The following is a 16,845-nucleotide window of genomic DNA, read 5'->3' as shown; positions in this document are numbered from 1 at the left end:
TAAATATATATAGATGTCTAACGACTGATTTATATATTTATGTAGAATTTCCTATGTAGAAAGAAAATGCACCTGAAGCAACATGCTTCAAGTGCCATAAGTAAAGGATTCTCTATTGTTTTTGACTTTTCGCCTTGCGCTCCCACTGTAGAAGGGAAGGATAAGGGTCAAAAGCCCATTCGGTTCTTCCATTAAATTTATAAATACCATAATGAAGATGTGGAGGGAATTTGCCAGATGTACCTTCTTTTCCATATCCAGAGCTTCCAACATAGCCAAGAACAGTACCAGGTTTTACAATTGTACCTACTTCAATTTCCTTATGATAGCTACCAAGGTGGGCATAATAGTGGTAGGAATTATGATTGTCCCGAATACCAATACGCCAGCCACCAAATTGATTCCATCCTTTAACCTCCACTATTCCATAAGAGGTAGATAATACAGGCGTTCCATAGCTGGCAAAAATATCAGTTCCCTCATGAATACGGCGTCCACCCCAACCACGATTGGCGCCCCAAGTGCCCCTGTAACTGTAATCAGAGCGGATATTTAGCGGGAAGGTATGTGCATCAAGTTCTATAGTTTTAAAATGTCTGTACAATGTGGAGATGGTAAATATTTGATTGACTGCTTCTTCACTTCCGTAATATTCCCATAATGCTAATTTAAAATCCTCATCTGTTGTTCCGAATTTCCCTAAATAACTAGCCATCGAAAAAATGACATCCTCATCATCCTTTGGACTAGCTATTCCATCATGATTACCGTCAAGGCCCATTCCTCCGAAATAGCTAATTGTCTCAGGAGAAGTGTCTTCCTTTACAGGATTTAATGCGCCTGACCAGTATTCATCAGAAAATTGAATAGCCAAATAGCCCTCTCGTTTAGGGATGTCTTTACGAACTGATTGTAGGTTTCTTTCATATTGATCGATAGCAGCTAAAAAATGCCATGGAATGAGTAATTCATCGAATTGTACATAATAGGACATACGCTGCTGTAAAATTTCTTCTTCTGTAAGATCCTCCTTTGCAAAAGAGACGGAAGGGTACAGCATAATCACTAAAAATAAACACGTGAAAAGAAATATAAAATGGCGATGCAATGATAGACCTCCTTTCTAACGTTAGAATAACCGAAATTTTTATCTTCATTCAGTAAGGTTCTATGTATGAAAACAGTTGATATCTCCGCTATTTTTTTGCAAAAAAAAATAGAAATAATAAGAAGAAACTTCATCAAAGAAAAAGTAATGGTATCATCATGCCATTAACTTCATACTATGTTATAAATCAAGCCCTGAATGGAGGGAAGGCTATTAACATTTTAGATAAAGTGAAAAACTATCGCGAAGAAGAAAACAGGCTGAAGTGGGAAGGGACATTTGCAGATTATTTAAACATCATTAGGGAAAGACCTGAAGTTGCTCAAACAGCCCATTCACGCGTCTACAATATGATAAAAAGTTCTGGTGTAGAGGAACGCGATGGGCAAAAAATGTACAAATTTTTCGGACAAGAAATTTTTGGGCTTGAAACAGCAATTGAAAGACTGGTGGAGGAATATTTCCATCCAGCAGCACGCAGGTTAGATGTTAGAAAACGTATTTTATTATTAATGGGACCAGTTAGTGGTGGTAAATCAACTATCGTTACCTTACTAAAACGCGGCTTAGAGCAATATTCGCGAACAGATGAAGGTGCAGTTTACGCAATTAAGGGATGTCCAATGCATGAAGATCCGCTCCATTTAATTCCACATCATTTGCGTAATGAGTTCTTTGAGGAATATGGGATTAGAATTGAAGGAAGTTTATCGCCTTTAAATACAATGCGTCTTGAAAAGGAATACGATGGACGCATTGAAAATGTAATGATTGAACGTATTACTTTTTCAGAAGATAAACGTGTGGGCATTGGGACATTTACTCCATCAGACCCTAAATCACAGGATATTGCAGATTTAACAGGAAGTATTGATTTTTCTACAATAGGTGAATTTGGCTCAGAGTCGGATCCTCGTGCTTACCGCTTTGATGGGGAGCTGAATAAGGCCAATAGAGGAATGATGGAATTCCAGGAGATGCTAAAACTAGATGAAAAATTCTTATGGAATTTATTATCGCTAACACAGGAAGGAAATTTCAAAGCAGGAAGATTTGCTTTAATTAGTGCAGATGAGTTAATCGTTGCCCATACAAATGAAACAGAGTATCGTTCATTTATTTCGAACAAAAAGAATGAGGCATTACATTCTCGAATTATCGTTATGCCAATTCCCTACAACCTCAAAGTTAGTCAGGAAGAGCATATTTATGAAAAGATGATAAAAGAGAGCGATATGTCCCATGTCCATATTGCACCGCATGCTTTAAAGGCCGCAGCAATCTTTTCGGTTCTTACTCGATTGGAAGTTCCGAAAAAACAAGGTGTGGATCTAATTAAAAAAATGCGCTTGTACGACGGAGAAAATGTGGAGGGATTTAATTCCGTTGACTTAGAGGAGCTGAAGAAAGAGTTCCCGAATGAAGGCATGAACGGTATTGATCCACGCTATATTATTAACCGTATTTCTTCCGCTATTATCCGCAAAGAGATACCATCTATAAATGCCTTAGACGTTTTACGAGCATTGAAGGATGGGCTAGATCAGCATGCATCTATTTCTCAAGAGGATCGTGAAAAATACATGAATTATATTGCGGTTGCTCGTAGAGAATATGATGAAATTGCTAAAAACGAAGTACAAAAGGCTTTTGTGTACTCCTATGAGGAATCGGCAAAAACATTGATGAACAACTACCTCGATAATGTAGAGGCATTTTGTAATAAAAATAAAATTTATGATCCACTTACTGGGGAAGAAATGAACCCAGATGAAAAATTAATGCGCTCGATTGAGGAGCAAATTGGCATTTCAGAAAATGCTAAAAAGGCATTCCGTGAAGAGATTCTCATTCGAATTTCAGCCTATGCACGAAAAGGTAAACGTTTTGATTACAATTCTCATGAAAGATTGCGAGAAGCCATTCAGAAGAAATTATTTGCAGATTTGAAAGATGTCGTGAAAATTACTACTTCTTCTAAGATGCCAGATGAATCGCAGCTGAAGAAGATTAATGAGGTTGTGGCAAGGCTTGTTGATGAACATGGCTATAATACAACATCAGCAAATGAGTTGTTACAGTATGTAGGAAGTTTGCTCAATCGATAACTTGATGTTCATTGTTCCAAGTCAGATAGGAGTGTCCCATTTTTAGGGCACTCCTTTTATTATCAGGAGGAGAGATTTATCAACAAAAAGCCCCAGAGGATGTCCGAGACTTTGAAGAGAAACTTTCGAGCATAATCGGAAAAAATCTGGACGCATTGAGGCGTGATTGATAGATTTACAATTGATTTTATGAAAAAAGTTCAAAAATTTGGCTCTCAAGCATAGTATAGAAAAAGCGAATTTGATAGATGGGTGAGGATAAAAATGACTGAACACAAAAATAAACGCTTTGTCATTTCTCAGGAAAATTGGTCCCTCCATCGTAAAGGGCACCAAGACCAACAACGCCATATGGAAAAAGTGAAAGATGCAATTAAAAATAATTTACCTGATTTAGTTAGCGAAGAAAGTATTGTGATGTCCAATGGTCGCGAGGTTATTAAGATACCAATTCGGTCACTTGATGAATATAAAATTCGATATAACTATGATAACTCTAAGCATGTAGGGCAGGGACAAGGGGATAGTAGTGTTGGAGATGTAGTAGCGCGCGATGGCAGTAAGGCCAATCAGGCTCCCGGTAAAGGTAAAGAAGCAGGTGACAAGCCTGGCCAAGATTATTATGAAGCGGAAGTCAGTATTGAGGAAATTCAAAATGTTTTATTTCATGAACTAGAGTTACCTAATTTACAGCAAAAAGAAAAGGCAGATATTAAAACAGAAAAAATAGAGTTTAATGATATTCGAAAAAAAGGACTCATGGGTAATGTCGATAAAAAGCGTACCATTTTGAATGCATTAAAGCGCAATGCGATGCATGGGAAAGCAGAAATAACGCCAATCCACAATGACGATTTACGTTTTAAAACATGGGATGAAGTGGAGAAACCAGAATCCAAAGCCGTAGTGCTCGCCATGATGGATACAAGTGGCTCAATGGGAGCATTTGAAAAATATTGTGCGAGAAGCTTCTTCTTTTGGATGACGAAGTTTTTACGGTCAAAATATGAAACAGTAGAAATTGAATTTATTGCCCATCATACTGAGGCAAAGGTTGTCACAGAAGAGGAGTTTTTTACAAAGGGCGAAAGTGGTGGAACCATTTGTTCTTCAGCTTATAAAAAGGCATTGGAATTAATTCAGGATAAATATCATCCGTCTCGCTACAATATTTATCCTGTCCATTTTTCAGATGGTGAAAATATATCGATGGACAATGAAAAGTGCTTGAAGCTAGTAGGAGAGTTAATGGATGTATCCAGCATGTTTGGCTATGGTGAGGTGAATCAGCATAACCGATTCTCAACGCTTATGTATACGTATAAAAAAATTGATGATCCTAAATTCAGATACCATATTTTGAGAAAAAAAGGCGATGTGTATGACGCTTTAAAGAGCTTTTTCAAGAAAAGTGAAGAGTAACATGGAAGTATCCTCAGCACCACGTTCAAAGGAGGGGGCGTAAAATGGACACAAAAGAGCTTCATCGTGCAATAGATGAAATTACCGAAATTGCCTCAAGCTTTGGCTTAGATTTTTATCCAATGCGTTATGAAATTTGTCCAGCAGATATTATTTATACATTTGGCGCCTACGGTATGCCCACGCGCTTTTCCCATTGGAGCTTTGGCAAACAATTTCATAAAATGAAGCTTCAATATGATTTAGGACTTAGTCAGATTTATGAGCTTGTCATTAATTCAAATCCTTGCTATGCATTTTTACTGGATACCAATACTTTAACCCAAAATAAATTGATTATTGCCCATGTTCTAGCACACTGCGATTTCTTCAAAAATAATATACGTTTTTCTAATACAAGAAGAGATATGGTAGAAAGTATGACCGCAACTGCGGAGCGAATAGCTGGCTATGAGAGAGAGTATGGCAAGGATGAGGTGGAGCAGTTTTTAGATGCTGTTTTAGCTATTCAAGAACATATTGATCCATCAATTTTAAGACCGAAGCTATCCTGGAGTGAAGAGGATGAGCTTGAGGAGGAAAAACCACCAACAAAATCACCGTATGATGATTTATGGAGTATAGAAGAAAAAGAAAAAGTTTATAAACCAATTCGACGCAGATTAAAGCAATTTCCTCCTCAGCCAGAAAAAGATCTGTTGTTATTCTTAGAGGAACATAGCCGTGAATTGGAAGACTGGCAACGAGATATATTAACAATGATGCGAGAGGAAATGCTTTATTTTTGGCCTCAATTAGAAACTAAAATAATGAACGAGGGCTGGGCCTCCTTCTGGCATCAACGAATCATGCGGGAGCTAAAGTTAACTACTGCTGAAACGATCGAATATGCCAAATTAAATGCGGGGGTTGTGCAGCCCTCCAAAACATCGATTAATCCATATTATCTTGGGATTAAAATTTTCGAGGATATTGAAAATCGCTATAATAATCCTACTGAGGAAATGAAACGGTTAGGTGTTTTGCCAAATACGGGACGTGAAAAGATTTTTGAGGTAAGAGAGGTAGAATCAGATATTTCCTTTATTCGAAACTATTTAACAAAGGATTTAGCGAAGCGTGAAGATTTGTACTTGTTCCAAAAGAAAGGGAATGAATACCGTATAACGGATAAGGATCACGAGATGGTTCGCGATCAACTCGTATCCATGCGTGTAAACGGCGGCTTCCCATATATTGTGGTGAAAAATGGTGATTATTTGCGGAATGGCGAGCTATATTTAGTTCATGGCTATGAAGGGATGGAGTTAGATCCACACTATTTAGAAAATGTATTACCTTATATTTACCAGCTATGGGGACGTCCTGTTCATTTAGAAACCTATGTGGATAAAAAGCCGATGCTCTATTCATATGACGGCACAAAAAATTATAAACGCAATGTATAATAAAAAAACTTCTATCTGTTGAGGGTACCATCAAGCAGATAGAAGTTTTTTCATCGCATTGAAAAACAAAACCATTAATAGTAGTTTTTAGAAAAGGTCAACAATCGGTTGCAAGCTACTAGCTTTCCTGTGGCAGAGCACAGAGCCTGTTCTTGCCAAAAGGACTTTTTTTGCGACTGATATGATCTTTTTGAAACCAATCTACTCGCCTTCTTCAGTTAATACATCAGTCTCTTCATTACTTTCACTATGGTTAGAGGATGAATGAATATCACTATCAATGACAAGACTATCTCGTACTTTAATGCCTTGTTGCCCACCAGCCTCGTCATTATGATTACCAGCAATACCGCTTCTTCCATTACCGTCAGCAAACTGTGAATTGACGTTGCGTGTATGACTACCGTTACTAGCGTTTTGTCCACCTTGGTTGGCATTTGTGCCTACATCATGATTGATTTGGCCTCCGCCTTCTGCACGCTGCTCAAAGTGAAAATCAGTATTTCCTATATTGAATGTAAAATTTATTGTTATATGATTTTTCCCTTGCTTGTTAGAGGATTCCTGCTCAGGTTCGTCAGGTCCATAAAATTTTTTAGAATTAAAACTAGACATCGTTTTTCCTCCCTTCCATTCCTATTACTATTAAGATATTAGCGCTTCTTGAACCCACCTGTACGTGTAGCCATGTTACCTAGAGAAAAGGTAGGAGTGGCCAGAGGGAAGCTCAACGATTTTTGCTATCTATCCAATAAATTTGTTAAAATGAATGAGATTTGATTATTTAGTGAATGGGAACGGAGAAGCAACATTGAGAACATTTAAAAAGGTTTATATAGAAATTACAAGCGTTTGTAATTTAGCATGCAGTTTTTGTCCACCTACAGCGCGTGCAAAGGGGCTTATTAAAGTCGAACAATTTAATAAAATATTAGATGAAATTCGTCCACATACAAAATATATTTATTTGCATGTGAAAGGAGAGCCATTACTACATCCAAGAATTGATCAGCTATTAGATGCTGCCCATGCAAAAGGATTCAAAGTCAATATTACAACGAATGGTACGCTAATCAAAAAGAATCGCGAGAAAATATTAGGAAAGCCAGCATTACGTCAAATTAATTTCTCGTTGCATAGCTTTGATGGGCATGAAGGCTCCGAAAATCGTGAAAAATATTTAGGAGATATTTTGGATTTTGTGCGAGATTCTAGGGAATACAATACGATTATTTCCTATCGTTTATGGAATCTACAACAGGATCATGTTTCAGATGTTGCAGCTCGTCGCAACCGCGAGACTTTAGAAATATTAGAAAATGAGTATCATCTTGATTATCGTATAGAAGAAAAAGTAGAACCTGGTAAAGGGGTAAAAATTGCCCCGCATGTGTATTTAAATCAAGATCATGAGTTTAGATGGCCAAGTCTCCTAGAGCCAGAGGATGAAGGCAAGGGCTTTTGTCATGCTCTGCGTAGTCAAGCAGCTATATTGGTGGATGGTACCGTTGTACCTTGCTGTTTGGATGGTGAAGGTGTCATTAATTTAGGGAATGTACATGAAAAATCCTTCTCCGACATTGTAGAAGGAGAGCGTGCCAATAAGATTGTTGAAGGCTTCTCAAGAAGAGAAGCTGTGGAAGAACTATGTAGAAAATGCGGCTATCGTCAAAAGTTTGGTATGTAGCTTCTAAAAAGTTACGTTGAAATAAAGAAGCAGCTCCAATGGTCATTGACCGTTAGAGCTGTTTTTCTTTGATTGAGAATCAATCGTATCTAAAAAATCCTTCGTTATACGAACTACATATTTTACCTCGTCTAAATTTCGTTCTCTTAATAATGAGCGATGAATGTCTAGCATGAGGTTTTTCTCCTCAATATCAGTAACGCCAGATAATTTTTGAAAATTAAATAGCTCCTCAGGGGTAATGTCTAATGCCTTCATGATTGTTTCCAAAGTACTTAAGGTAATATTAGATTGTCCATGCTCAATATTGGAAACTCTTCCTTTACTGAAACCCAACTTCCCTGTTCTTTCAGCCACTTCTTCTTGGCTAAGTCCTTTAGATAATCGAATAATCCGAAGTTGTTCACCTACTAGCTTTAAAAAATCTGACATATGATTCACCTCTATGTTAAAAGCTAGTGAAAAACAATGGAAATGACTATACTATTATAGTGGTATAATAGAGAAAAAGTTTCATTAAAATGGTACAATCTTTAGAGTAATACTTTTATCCAGACAAATGACCTAAATAAATAACTAGGCATGCGTTAATGAAGATTGAATTCAGGGTATTAATTGGGACAGAGGATTGGAGGGTTCATACATGGTGAAGCAGTTTTTTTTAGAAGAAATAGCAAAAGTCCAAATTGGTCATTTAATTGTGAACGATCAATATTTTACTAGGGAAGGTACTCCTTTTATCACCAAAGCAACACTCTTGAAATTAATGGTAGATGATGATGCTAGTCAAGTGCCAAAGATTGATCACACGGTTGATTCATTAAATTTGTCACTAGTACCTGCAAAAAGCATTCTTCTCAACAAATTAAATGTAAAGGAAACCATTATTTATCAATGTAAAAAAGCTGTGTGCATCGGTCATGATATCATTGCCATTATTCCAAATGAATCCATTGTTGTTAGTGACTATTTATTTCACTTTTTTAAATGGTATCAATTAAATAAAGAGAAGCGTCATATCCTTCGTTTAATAATTGAATTACCTCCTCTTGATATACAGCATAGAGCAGCTCAACTATTAAACGCTATTCAACATCTATTAATGAATAAAGATTCTTTAGTCACAGCGGTAGAAAAACTTCCACAGTATTTCGATAATGTGTCAAAACAAGTAAATCAGCATTCAAAAAACTTACATCATAGCTTTGACCAGCTCCAATCTTTATATGCGGATATGTTACATAAGATTTATAATGGAGATTTCTTAAATGATTCCTCCTTTCAAATGCTGAGCAATTAACATAAGTCGGTGCAAATGGATTGAGCAATCCTTGCACCGACTTGTTAAATTTCAATAATAATTGGTAAAATCATGGGCTTACGTTTTGTTTGGGTAAATAAATATTGTCCAACAGCTCTTTTAATTTCTCGGCGAAGGACATGTATTTGCTGTCTGCCCTCTTCTTGAAGCTCATTGACGATTTCTTTGGAAAGCACATTGACTTTAGTTAACAGTGCCTCGAAATCTTTAGCATAAACAAAACCACGTGAAATGGTATCGGGTTCTGAAATAAAACCACCGTCAGCTTTATTGAGTGTCAATACAATAACAAGCATTCCATCTTCTGAAAGTTGCTTGCGATCACGGAGGACAATTCCTTCGACCTCACCAATGCCAATCCCATCTACATAGGTATCCCCAGCTGGAATTTTCCGTGTTTGCCTTGCCTTTGAATCTTCAATATCAACAACATCCCCATTTTTCATAATAAATGTATGTCCCTTTTGAACGCCAATAGATTCTGCTAATAAACGATGTTGATGTAACATACGGTACTCACCATGAATAGGGATGAAGAATTTAGGCTTCATAAACGTCAGCATAAGTTTCAAGTCCTCTTGATGACCATGTCCTGATACATGCATACCTGTATGACTGGAAGAACCATAAATAACCTTAGCACCAAGCTGAAACAAATTGTCCACAATGCGAGAAACGCCCTTTTCATTACCAGGGATTGGTGAAGCGGCAAGAATGACTGTATCGTCTGGTAAAACTTTAATTTCACGATGATTACCATTTGCTATTCTTGCAAGTGCAGCTAGAGGCTCGCCTTGGCTACCTGTGCAGAGGACCACCACCTCTTCTGGTGGGAGGTATTTGACCTCTCGTGCATCAATTAACAGATCTTCTGGTACAAATAAATAACCTCGTTCAATTGCAACATCAACGACATTGACCATGCTACGCCCTACTAAAGCTAGCTTCCTATTGGTGGCAATTGCTGCATGTACGATTTGTTGAATACGATTAACATTTGAAGCAAAGGTAGAGATGATTACTTTTCGCTCAGCATGTAAAAAGGCTTCCTCAATATGATGCCCTACAAGTTGCTCTGAAGGTGTCAAACCTGGTCTTTCTGCATTTGTACTTTCCGAGATAAGAACTAGCACACCATTTGAACCGATTTCAGCCATTTTATGAATATCAGCAAATTGGTTGTTAACAGGCGTTAGGTCAAATTTAAAATCTCCAGTATGGACAACGTTTCCTTCTGGTGTGGCTAAAACGATTCCTAAACAATCGGGTATACTATGATTGGTTCTAAAGAAACTAACATCGATTTGTCCTAAATGTAGAGCTGAGTCTGCATGAATTTCAATTAAATCGGTTCCTCTTAAAAGTTTATGTTCCTTCAGCTTTAATTCAATAAGTCCAAGCGTGAATCGGGTAGCATACACAGGGACATTTAATTTTTTTAGTAAGTAAGGAATACCACCAATATGATCCTCATGACCATGCGTGACAATTAATGCCTTAATTTTCTCCTTATTATCAAGTAAATACGTAATATCTGGAATGATTAAATCAATTCCAAGCAGTGTTTCATCAGGAAATTTTGCTCCGCAATCAATAATAATTATGTCATCTGCATATTGTACTACATACATATTTTTACCAATTTCATTTATCCCACCTAGGGCGAATATGGATAATAGCTGTTTACTTGTTGACAACGTATTCCCTCCTATAGTTTTAAATAAAGCCTTCTAAATGCTTTTGCCATAGGTAGTATAGCTTTTAGCATTTCATCCTATACGAAATATACGACTAATTGTATAACGCAAAGAATAGAATGGAGAGACAACAAAATCAAAGACAGCTCCGAGTAAATTTTTTAGTTATTTCTCTAAAATCAAGTTAAGAGGAGGTAAACCTTTGTCTAATTTTGTGCAACATGCTATTTTTGAGCATAGATTTTGGCTAGAAATTATGCAAAATCATGCTCAATTTATTCATGACGCTCTCTATTCCTCAGAAAAGGATGCTATTCAAAATGCCCATACGTATATTTATCAATTCTCGCAGCTACTTGCGTATATACCTTCGCTCGATGATTCAAATGCTGTATCTTTTTCAGTGTCCGTGGACGACAATGTTGAGCAATTTAAACAATTCAAGCTTCATCTACTTAGACACCAACTATTGGGGGATATTGGGATTCATTTAACGCCTACGTTTGTCAACCATATGGTCAACGAATTAGAGGAATACCAAAATGTGCTGAATTACTTGAAAAAAGGAGAAGCACCACCGATTTTCCATGAACTTCATCATCATTTAGTTTGGCTTTTAGATGCCTCTGGACATGCAGGCATTATTAATGATGATTTAGATGGTGTTGAGAAGCGTTTGAAGCAAAAGAGTCATGAGTTTGCTCAACACTTTGAACAATTTTACTTAAAGGCCGTAGAATTAACAGGCTATTTACGTACGAATATCGATTCCTTTCCAGCTTTAAAACGATTTAATAAAGATGTTGAGCTAGAAATGACATTATTTAAAACATTCTTAAGAGAATTAGAAGAAATGGAGCTAAGTGCAGAGGTGCTAGGTACATTTACAGCTCCGATGGCGGATCATATGTGGCGTGAAGAGCAATACTATTTAACAAAGCTTGCACAGGCTAGAGAACAAGATAATTAAATCTAAAGGCTATCTAAACTGACTAGATAGCCTTTTTAGTTAGGGATGAATCACTACCTCTGTACCTATTGGCACAATACTGGCTAGCTCTTCAACATCTCGATTTTGCATGCGGATACACCCATGTGAAACAGCATGCCCAATCGAGCTAGGATCATTTGTGCCATGAATTCCGTAATGTTCTTTAGAAAGACTCATCCACATCGTGCCAAAAGGACCGCCAGGGTTTGGCGCTTTATTGATGATAATAAAACTACCTACAGGTGTTTCGTGAAGCATGCGTCCGACTGCAATTGGGTATTGTTTTTGAAGGATATTGTTTTTATATAAACGGAGCCAGCGATTATTGGTGGATATCTCGATACGATAAGGAATTGCTTCAGGGTCGGGCAAGCCGGGGATGATAATTTGTTGACCCATGAAAAGATGGTCAGGCTGAATTCCTGGATTAGCAGCGATAATGGATGCCAAAGGTGTACGGTAATCTTGAGAAATTTGAGCAAGGGTTTCACCAGCTTTGACAGTATGAATCAATTATTATTCACTCCAATGCAAAGATTTATTGCTCTACTATATGCTTCAGATGTTTTAGGTAATGTTAGGAATGCAAAGTTTTTCAGTTTCTGGACAGAATAAACGGTGACATTGCAGGATTAAGGGGCATAAAGATGAAGGAATTTAAAATTACGTATTTTTTTGATGAGGTACATTATGTTCGAAGATTCATTTTTATTGAATCGCAACAAGAGGCAGAAAAATTAGTGAAAAATGAACGCGATCAATATATCTCCTTTACGGATAGTAGGGGAATATACCATGAACTGCACACAAAACATGTACGAGTTATTCAAATAGCTGAGTATCATCGAATAGATAAAAGTGCGAAAGAGAAAGACACATAATCTGTTCAGCATTACACACATTAAAGGTAAAGGAGTGTGACAGAATGGACATCGAAAAAATACCACATGAAAAGAAAATGTTCATGAATTTAAATAGTAAGGACAAGCCTGATATGGTTGAATCAGATACGATTAGTCTTTTCGATCTGCATGAGGATATGCAAACTGTAGATGCCATTCCAATAGAGGAACTCAATAAGCGTGTAAAAAGAGAAGGCGACGAATTAATTGAAATGCAGCCAGATGAATTATAGGAGGTAAAAATGATGAATCGTGAAAAAGACATCCAGTTTACATCTGCAGGTACAAATATTAACGAAGTGAAGCAAAAAAATGCAGATGCAGGATTATCCTATAATGAAGTGAAGGCCCTGTTAGCAAAAAGTGGTGGACGTGGAACGTCTATTTATAGCGACACTGACATTGAAGAAGTAAAACAAGATATACACAGGCATCAACAGTAAAAGTTTTGGGAGGAGCAAGGTATTGAGCGCTCTTCCCTTTTTATTTTACAATGGTGAAAAATAAAGGAGTTGTAAAAGCATGACAACTGGAGAAATGAAATGTCCATTATGCGGAGGCGAAAACCATTGTGGCGTGGCAAGAGGTGAAAAAGAGTGCTGGTGTATGACAGTTAGCATACCAGAAACCCTGTTAACTTCAGTTCAAAGAGAGCCAAATCTATGCATTTGTTCAACATGCATAGATACATATAAGAAAGAGCAAGTATAGTTTTCTACGATGATAAAGATTGGTAAAAATTGAGCAATTGGTACAATTGTCTATCGCACAACAACCTAGCAGGCATACATTACTCTGAAAGGAGTGTGTCTAATGGCTAAACCAATTGAACTCAGTAATGTGACAAAGGCATATTTAGAGGAATATCAGCGAATCCTCAAAAAAATGATGCAGGGTATGACCTATGTTACCATTACTTGTAGTATCTCAGAAAATTTTATTAAGCAAATCATCCCTCATCAAGTTGCAGCAATCCAAATGTCTGAAAATGTTTTACGTTATACAACGAATATACCTGTGCAAAATCTCGCATTAGAAATCATTCGCACACATACAGAAATGGTTGAGAGTCTTGAAGCGATACAAAATCGATGTTGTGTCGTACAAAATTCAGAGTATGAATTATACGAGTATATGTGTGCTTACAAAGAAATTACAGAAGCTATGTTCAATGCAATGTGTGCTCCACCAGTCTCTAATAGCATTAATATCAATTATCTTCGGGAAATGATCGTCCATCATCAGGGTGGTATACGACTGGCACAAAATGTGCTTAGATTCTGCATCTGTCAAGAGTTAATTCCAATCCTACGTTGCATGATTCAAACGCTGTGTGAGCAACTAGAAGCCATGGAAAAGCTACTGGATAGCTTACAAAATTGCGATTGTGAGTGCTAGCACTAACGAGAAGTTTATATGGGAAGAAGGCGCTAAATCAATTGGGATTTTAGCGCTTTTTCTGCGTAAAGACAGTGTTTAACTAAGAAAATAAGAAATTGTCAATAAAGTGGACGAAAAAATAATAAAGTGTAAAGAATTAAATGAGAATCTATTTTTGTCATTCTATTGTTGGTAAAATATATATGTTTTATTAGTTGAAGGTAATGAAGAGAAATCTATAATTGGCTTTAAAATATTGGTAATTATATTTTACTTGAATACAACTAGGAGTGGGAGCTATGTTCAAAAGGAAGAAGATTAATCAAAGTTATGATTATTTTTCGGCTACGAAAAATTCAGACATCGAAACAAATGAACGTTTTAAAGAAAAATTGGATTTCCTTGCTTTATCTAGAATTAGAAGAGAATCTGTAGGGTTTTTACGTAAAATTTACGAGAATAATCGACAGCATATACTCGATAATTTTTATGCTCGTCTACTGGAAATTCCAGAGTTTAATCATGTCATCAATACACATTCGACAGTAGAGCGTTTAAAAGGATTGTTTGATACACATTTTATTAGCTTATTTGATGATGAATTAGATTTAGATTATGTCTTTAAGCGTCGTAAAATTGCGTATGTTCATGCAAGAATTGGTGTACTACCGAATTGGATGATTTCTGCCTATACACTGATTAATCAATTAATCATTCCGCTTATTGTCAAAGAACTATCTCGTGATGAAGAAAAAATGCTGGATGTTTTATTGTCTTACGATAGCTTAGTAACAATTGATCAACAAATTATTTTAGAGACCTATATTGAAATTCAAGCAGGATCCGTAGTAAATGGATTAGGTGAAATAATTACTTATAATACACAGTTAGATACCATTAAGGAACTGATTGAATTTCAGGAGATTCAACAACAGGAAATTGTAGCAGCAGATCAATTAATGCATGAGTTAGACGAAAGTATTGAAGAAATTGCCACATCAGTTGGTGATATTTCAGAGCAAACAAAGTATGCCTTTAAAAAATTAAATCAGGATTTGGAATCATTACAACAAGTATCATCTATTTTACAGACAACCGATGAAGGCCATAAATCAATGCAGGAAGATATTAGGCGTTTAGTTGAACGTGTAAATAGTGTAGCGAAATTAATGGAATTAATTAAAAAAATAGCAGATCAAACAAATTTGCTGGCTTTAAATGCATCAATAGAGGCCGCTCGTGCTGGAGAAGCAGGAAAAGGTTTTGCGGTTGTTGCAGAGGAAGTTCGGAAACTTGCTGATGATACAAGTACATCTGTCAAATCTATACATACAGATATACAGGAGCTACTTCATATTACCCATAATATTAGTTCATTGACGACTCAATTTTCCAAAGATTTACATCAAGGTGTTACAGATACCTTATATATATCACAGACGCTAGCTGAGCTAAATAAAAACTTACAGCAGCAGGGGGCGCGCTTTGAGGAAATAGCTACAACAACAAAGGTTCAGGCACAATCTGCTACTACTATTTCTGAACGTAACCATACTATTACAGAAAGCATGCAAAAAAGTAAGGTAATCGTTTTTGATATGGGCTCTGCCATTTATAAGTTAAGTAAAATGATTGATGGATACCGATCCACAACAATTTCTAAAAACTTTATTATTAGCCAAGAGGATATTATTGAATTAGCTATTACCGACCATCTATTGTGGAGATGGAAAATCTACAATTTGCTACTAGGCTTTGAAACGATGACGGAGCAGGATGTAGGGTCTCCAAAAGAATCACGCCTTGGCGAGTGGTATTACGGCACAGGAAAGAAACTGTTAGGTGATGAGCGTGTCTACGCAGAGTTAGAACAACCATTTATTTACGTGCATGATATAGCAAAAAAAGCAGTGCGTGAATACAATGTAGGCAATAAAACGGGCGCTGAAAAATACCTAAAAGAAATTACGGATGAATCGTATGCTGTAATTGAAAAGTTAAAAGAGTTAAAGGAAATTTTATTGAGCGGGAAAAAGCAATATATTCATTAAAAATTGGAAAGCAAGCTAGTCTACATACTAGCTTGCTCTTTTATAGATTAATAGGTGGAACACACATAAATGTCACTGTACGCTTTTGGCTATCATAAAGACACCATTCACGGTGATTGATAACAGAGCCTACATTCACACCATATTGTTTGTCTTGTAACGCAATTGGTTGCCCGTAGCGAATACGAATCGGCAGCTTTTTTTGTTGATGATAAAGACCTGATTCGTGACTATGCCCAAAGAAAAATAATGGTTTTTGAAAGGATGGGAAAGTCGGTTGCCAGCTTACATTCCACTTAAATTGATGTCCGTGCATAAGCGTGGCTCCATCAATCTCTATTGTCTCAGGTAAAGCTTTAAAACGTTCAATGCCAGTGACCTGAGTAATACGTTCTTCTTGATTGCCTCGAATAGAGGGGAAGGTTAGCAGTTTTTCAAATTCACTTTCTACTATGGCCGCCTTTTGCAAAGGTAAGCCAGATATGGTTTGTGCCTTTTTCTTACTAACAGTGCATTCATATAAATCCCCTAACCCAATGATTTTTGCTTCCTCTGCTGTTTGTTGAATATGAGCTAGAACAGCTTTAGTGTCTTCTATATTAGAATGTAAATCTCCTAAAAGTGCATAAAGCATTTAAACCCGGCCTTTCCTAATAATAATGGTACAAGTATCATACACCCAATAGAAATTGCTAGAAAAGTAAAATGTCTAAGAATATTTCGTTACTTC

18 protein-coding genes are annotated in these 16,845 nt (G+C 36.7%); 12 read left to right on the top strand and 6 right to left on the bottom strand.

Annotated elements, in window-relative coordinates:
- Positions 1–112 precede the first annotated feature (112 nt).
- Complete coding sequence (locus tag EW028_RS19260; RefSeq protein ID WP_131521971.1) at positions 113–1,108, bottom strand: M23 family metallopeptidase; 996 nt, start codon at positions 1,106–1,108, stop codon at positions 113–115.
- 212 nt (positions 1,109–1,320) lie between these two features.
- Here EW028_RS19260 and EW028_RS19255 point away from each other — a divergent pair, with 212 nt between their 5' ends.
- From EW028_RS19255 to EW028_RS19245, 3 genes are all read left to right on the top strand, one after another.
- Positions 1,321–3,216, top strand: coding sequence for a PrkA family serine protein kinase (locus EW028_RS19255; protein ID WP_066038234.1), 1,896 nt, complete (start codon positions 1,321–1,323; stop codon positions 3,214–3,216).
- A 264-nt stretch (positions 3,217–3,480) separates the two neighbouring features.
- Positions 3,481–4,638, top strand: coding sequence for a sporulation protein YhbH (gene yhbH / locus EW028_RS19250; RefSeq protein ID WP_131521970.1), 1,158 nt, complete (start codon positions 3,481–3,483; stop codon positions 4,636–4,638).
- Positions 4,639–4,682: 44 nt separating this feature from the next.
- Entirely contained in the window at positions 4,683–6,086 is a 1,404-nt protein-coding gene (locus tag EW028_RS19245) for a SpoVR family protein (protein WP_131521969.1), read from the top strand.
- A gap of 201 nt (positions 6,087–6,287) precedes the next feature.
- Here EW028_RS19245 and EW028_RS19240 read toward each other — a convergent pair whose 3' ends face one another.
- Positions 6,288–6,701, bottom strand: coding sequence for a hypothetical protein (locus EW028_RS19240; RefSeq protein ID WP_131521968.1), 414 nt, complete (start codon positions 6,699–6,701; stop codon positions 6,288–6,290).
- Between the two features lie 196 nt (positions 6,702–6,897).
- Between EW028_RS19240 and EW028_RS19235 the strand changes: the two genes are divergently transcribed.
- On the top strand, positions 6,898–7,773 hold the full coding sequence (locus tag EW028_RS19235) for a radical SAM/SPASM domain-containing protein (RefSeq protein WP_131521967.1): 876 nt from the start codon (positions 6,898–6,900) through the stop codon (positions 7,771–7,773).
- 42 nt (positions 7,774–7,815) lie between these two features.
- Here the strand turns inward: EW028_RS19235 and EW028_RS19230 are convergent, their stop codons facing one another.
- A complete protein-coding gene (locus EW028_RS19230; protein ID WP_004225641.1) occupies positions 7,816–8,205 on the bottom strand; it encodes a helix-turn-helix domain-containing protein in 390 nt (129 codons plus the stop codon).
- Between the two features lie 211 nt (positions 8,206–8,416).
- Between EW028_RS19230 and EW028_RS19225 the strand changes: the two genes are divergently transcribed.
- Positions 8,417–9,073: a restriction endonuclease subunit S domain-containing protein gene (locus tag EW028_RS19225; RefSeq protein WP_131521966.1), complete on the top strand. Its 657-nt coding sequence runs from the start codon at positions 8,417–8,419 to the stop codon at positions 9,071–9,073.
- A 44-nt stretch (positions 9,074–9,117) separates the two neighbouring features.
- Here EW028_RS19225 and EW028_RS19220 read toward each other — a convergent pair whose 3' ends face one another.
- Entirely contained in the window at positions 9,118–10,791 is a 1,674-nt protein-coding gene (locus EW028_RS19220) for a ribonuclease J (protein ID WP_131521965.1), read from the bottom strand.
- Between the two features lie 202 nt (positions 10,792–10,993).
- Here EW028_RS19220 and EW028_RS19215 point away from each other — a divergent pair, with 202 nt between their 5' ends.
- Positions 10,994–11,761 (top strand): DUF2935 domain-containing protein, encoded by a 768-nt coding sequence (locus tag EW028_RS19215; protein WP_131521964.1) that lies wholly within the window; start codon positions 10,994–10,996, stop codon positions 11,759–11,761.
- Positions 11,762–11,800: 39 nt separating this feature from the next.
- Here the strand turns inward: EW028_RS19215 and EW028_RS19210 are convergent, their stop codons facing one another.
- Positions 11,801–12,295 (bottom strand): L,D-transpeptidase family protein, encoded by a 495-nt coding sequence (locus EW028_RS19210; protein ID WP_131521963.1) that lies wholly within the window; start codon positions 12,293–12,295, stop codon positions 11,801–11,803.
- A 134-nt stretch (positions 12,296–12,429) separates the two neighbouring features.
- Between EW028_RS19210 and EW028_RS19205 the strand changes: the two genes are divergently transcribed.
- From EW028_RS19205 to EW028_RS19180, 6 genes are all read left to right on the top strand, one after another.
- Positions 12,430–12,663, top strand: coding sequence for a hypothetical protein (locus tag EW028_RS19205; RefSeq protein WP_016993469.1), 234 nt, complete (start codon positions 12,430–12,432; stop codon positions 12,661–12,663).
- 44 nt (positions 12,664–12,707) lie between these two features.
- Positions 12,708–12,917 (top strand): hypothetical protein, encoded by a 210-nt coding sequence (locus tag EW028_RS19200; protein ID WP_004225632.1) that lies wholly within the window; start codon positions 12,708–12,710, stop codon positions 12,915–12,917.
- A gap of 12 nt (positions 12,918–12,929) precedes the next feature.
- Positions 12,930–13,127 carry a gamma-type small acid-soluble spore protein gene (locus EW028_RS19195; RefSeq protein WP_131521962.1) on the top strand — a complete coding sequence of 66 codons (198 nt, stop codon included), beginning with the start codon at positions 12,930–12,932 and terminating at the stop codon, positions 13,125–13,127.
- A 79-nt stretch (positions 13,128–13,206) separates the two neighbouring features.
- A complete protein-coding gene (locus EW028_RS19190) occupies positions 13,207–13,395 on the top strand; it encodes a cysteine-rich CWC family protein (protein WP_131521961.1) in 189 nt (62 codons plus the stop codon).
- 102 nt (positions 13,396–13,497) lie between these two features.
- Positions 13,498–14,082 carry a DUF305 domain-containing protein gene (locus EW028_RS19185; protein ID WP_004225628.1) on the top strand — a complete coding sequence of 195 codons (585 nt, stop codon included), beginning with the start codon at positions 13,498–13,500 and terminating at the stop codon, positions 14,080–14,082.
- 281 nt (positions 14,083–14,363) lie between these two features.
- Entirely contained in the window at positions 14,364–16,115 is a 1,752-nt protein-coding gene (locus EW028_RS19180) for a methyl-accepting chemotaxis protein (RefSeq protein ID WP_131521960.1), read from the top strand.
- A 40-nt stretch (positions 16,116–16,155) separates the two neighbouring features.
- Here EW028_RS19180 and EW028_RS19175 read toward each other — a convergent pair whose 3' ends face one another.
- Entirely contained in the window at positions 16,156–16,749 is a 594-nt protein-coding gene (locus EW028_RS19175) for a metallophosphoesterase family protein (protein ID WP_131521959.1), read from the bottom strand.
- Between the last annotated feature and the right edge of the window lie 96 nt (positions 16,750–16,845).

The sequence above is a fragment of the Lysinibacillus sp. OL1 genome, assembly GCF_004332175.1.
GTDB classification, from domain to species: Bacteria; Bacillota; Bacilli; order Bacillales_A; family Planococcaceae; genus Lysinibacillus; species Lysinibacillus capsici.
This window is presented reverse-complemented; position numbering and strand designations above follow the sequence as displayed.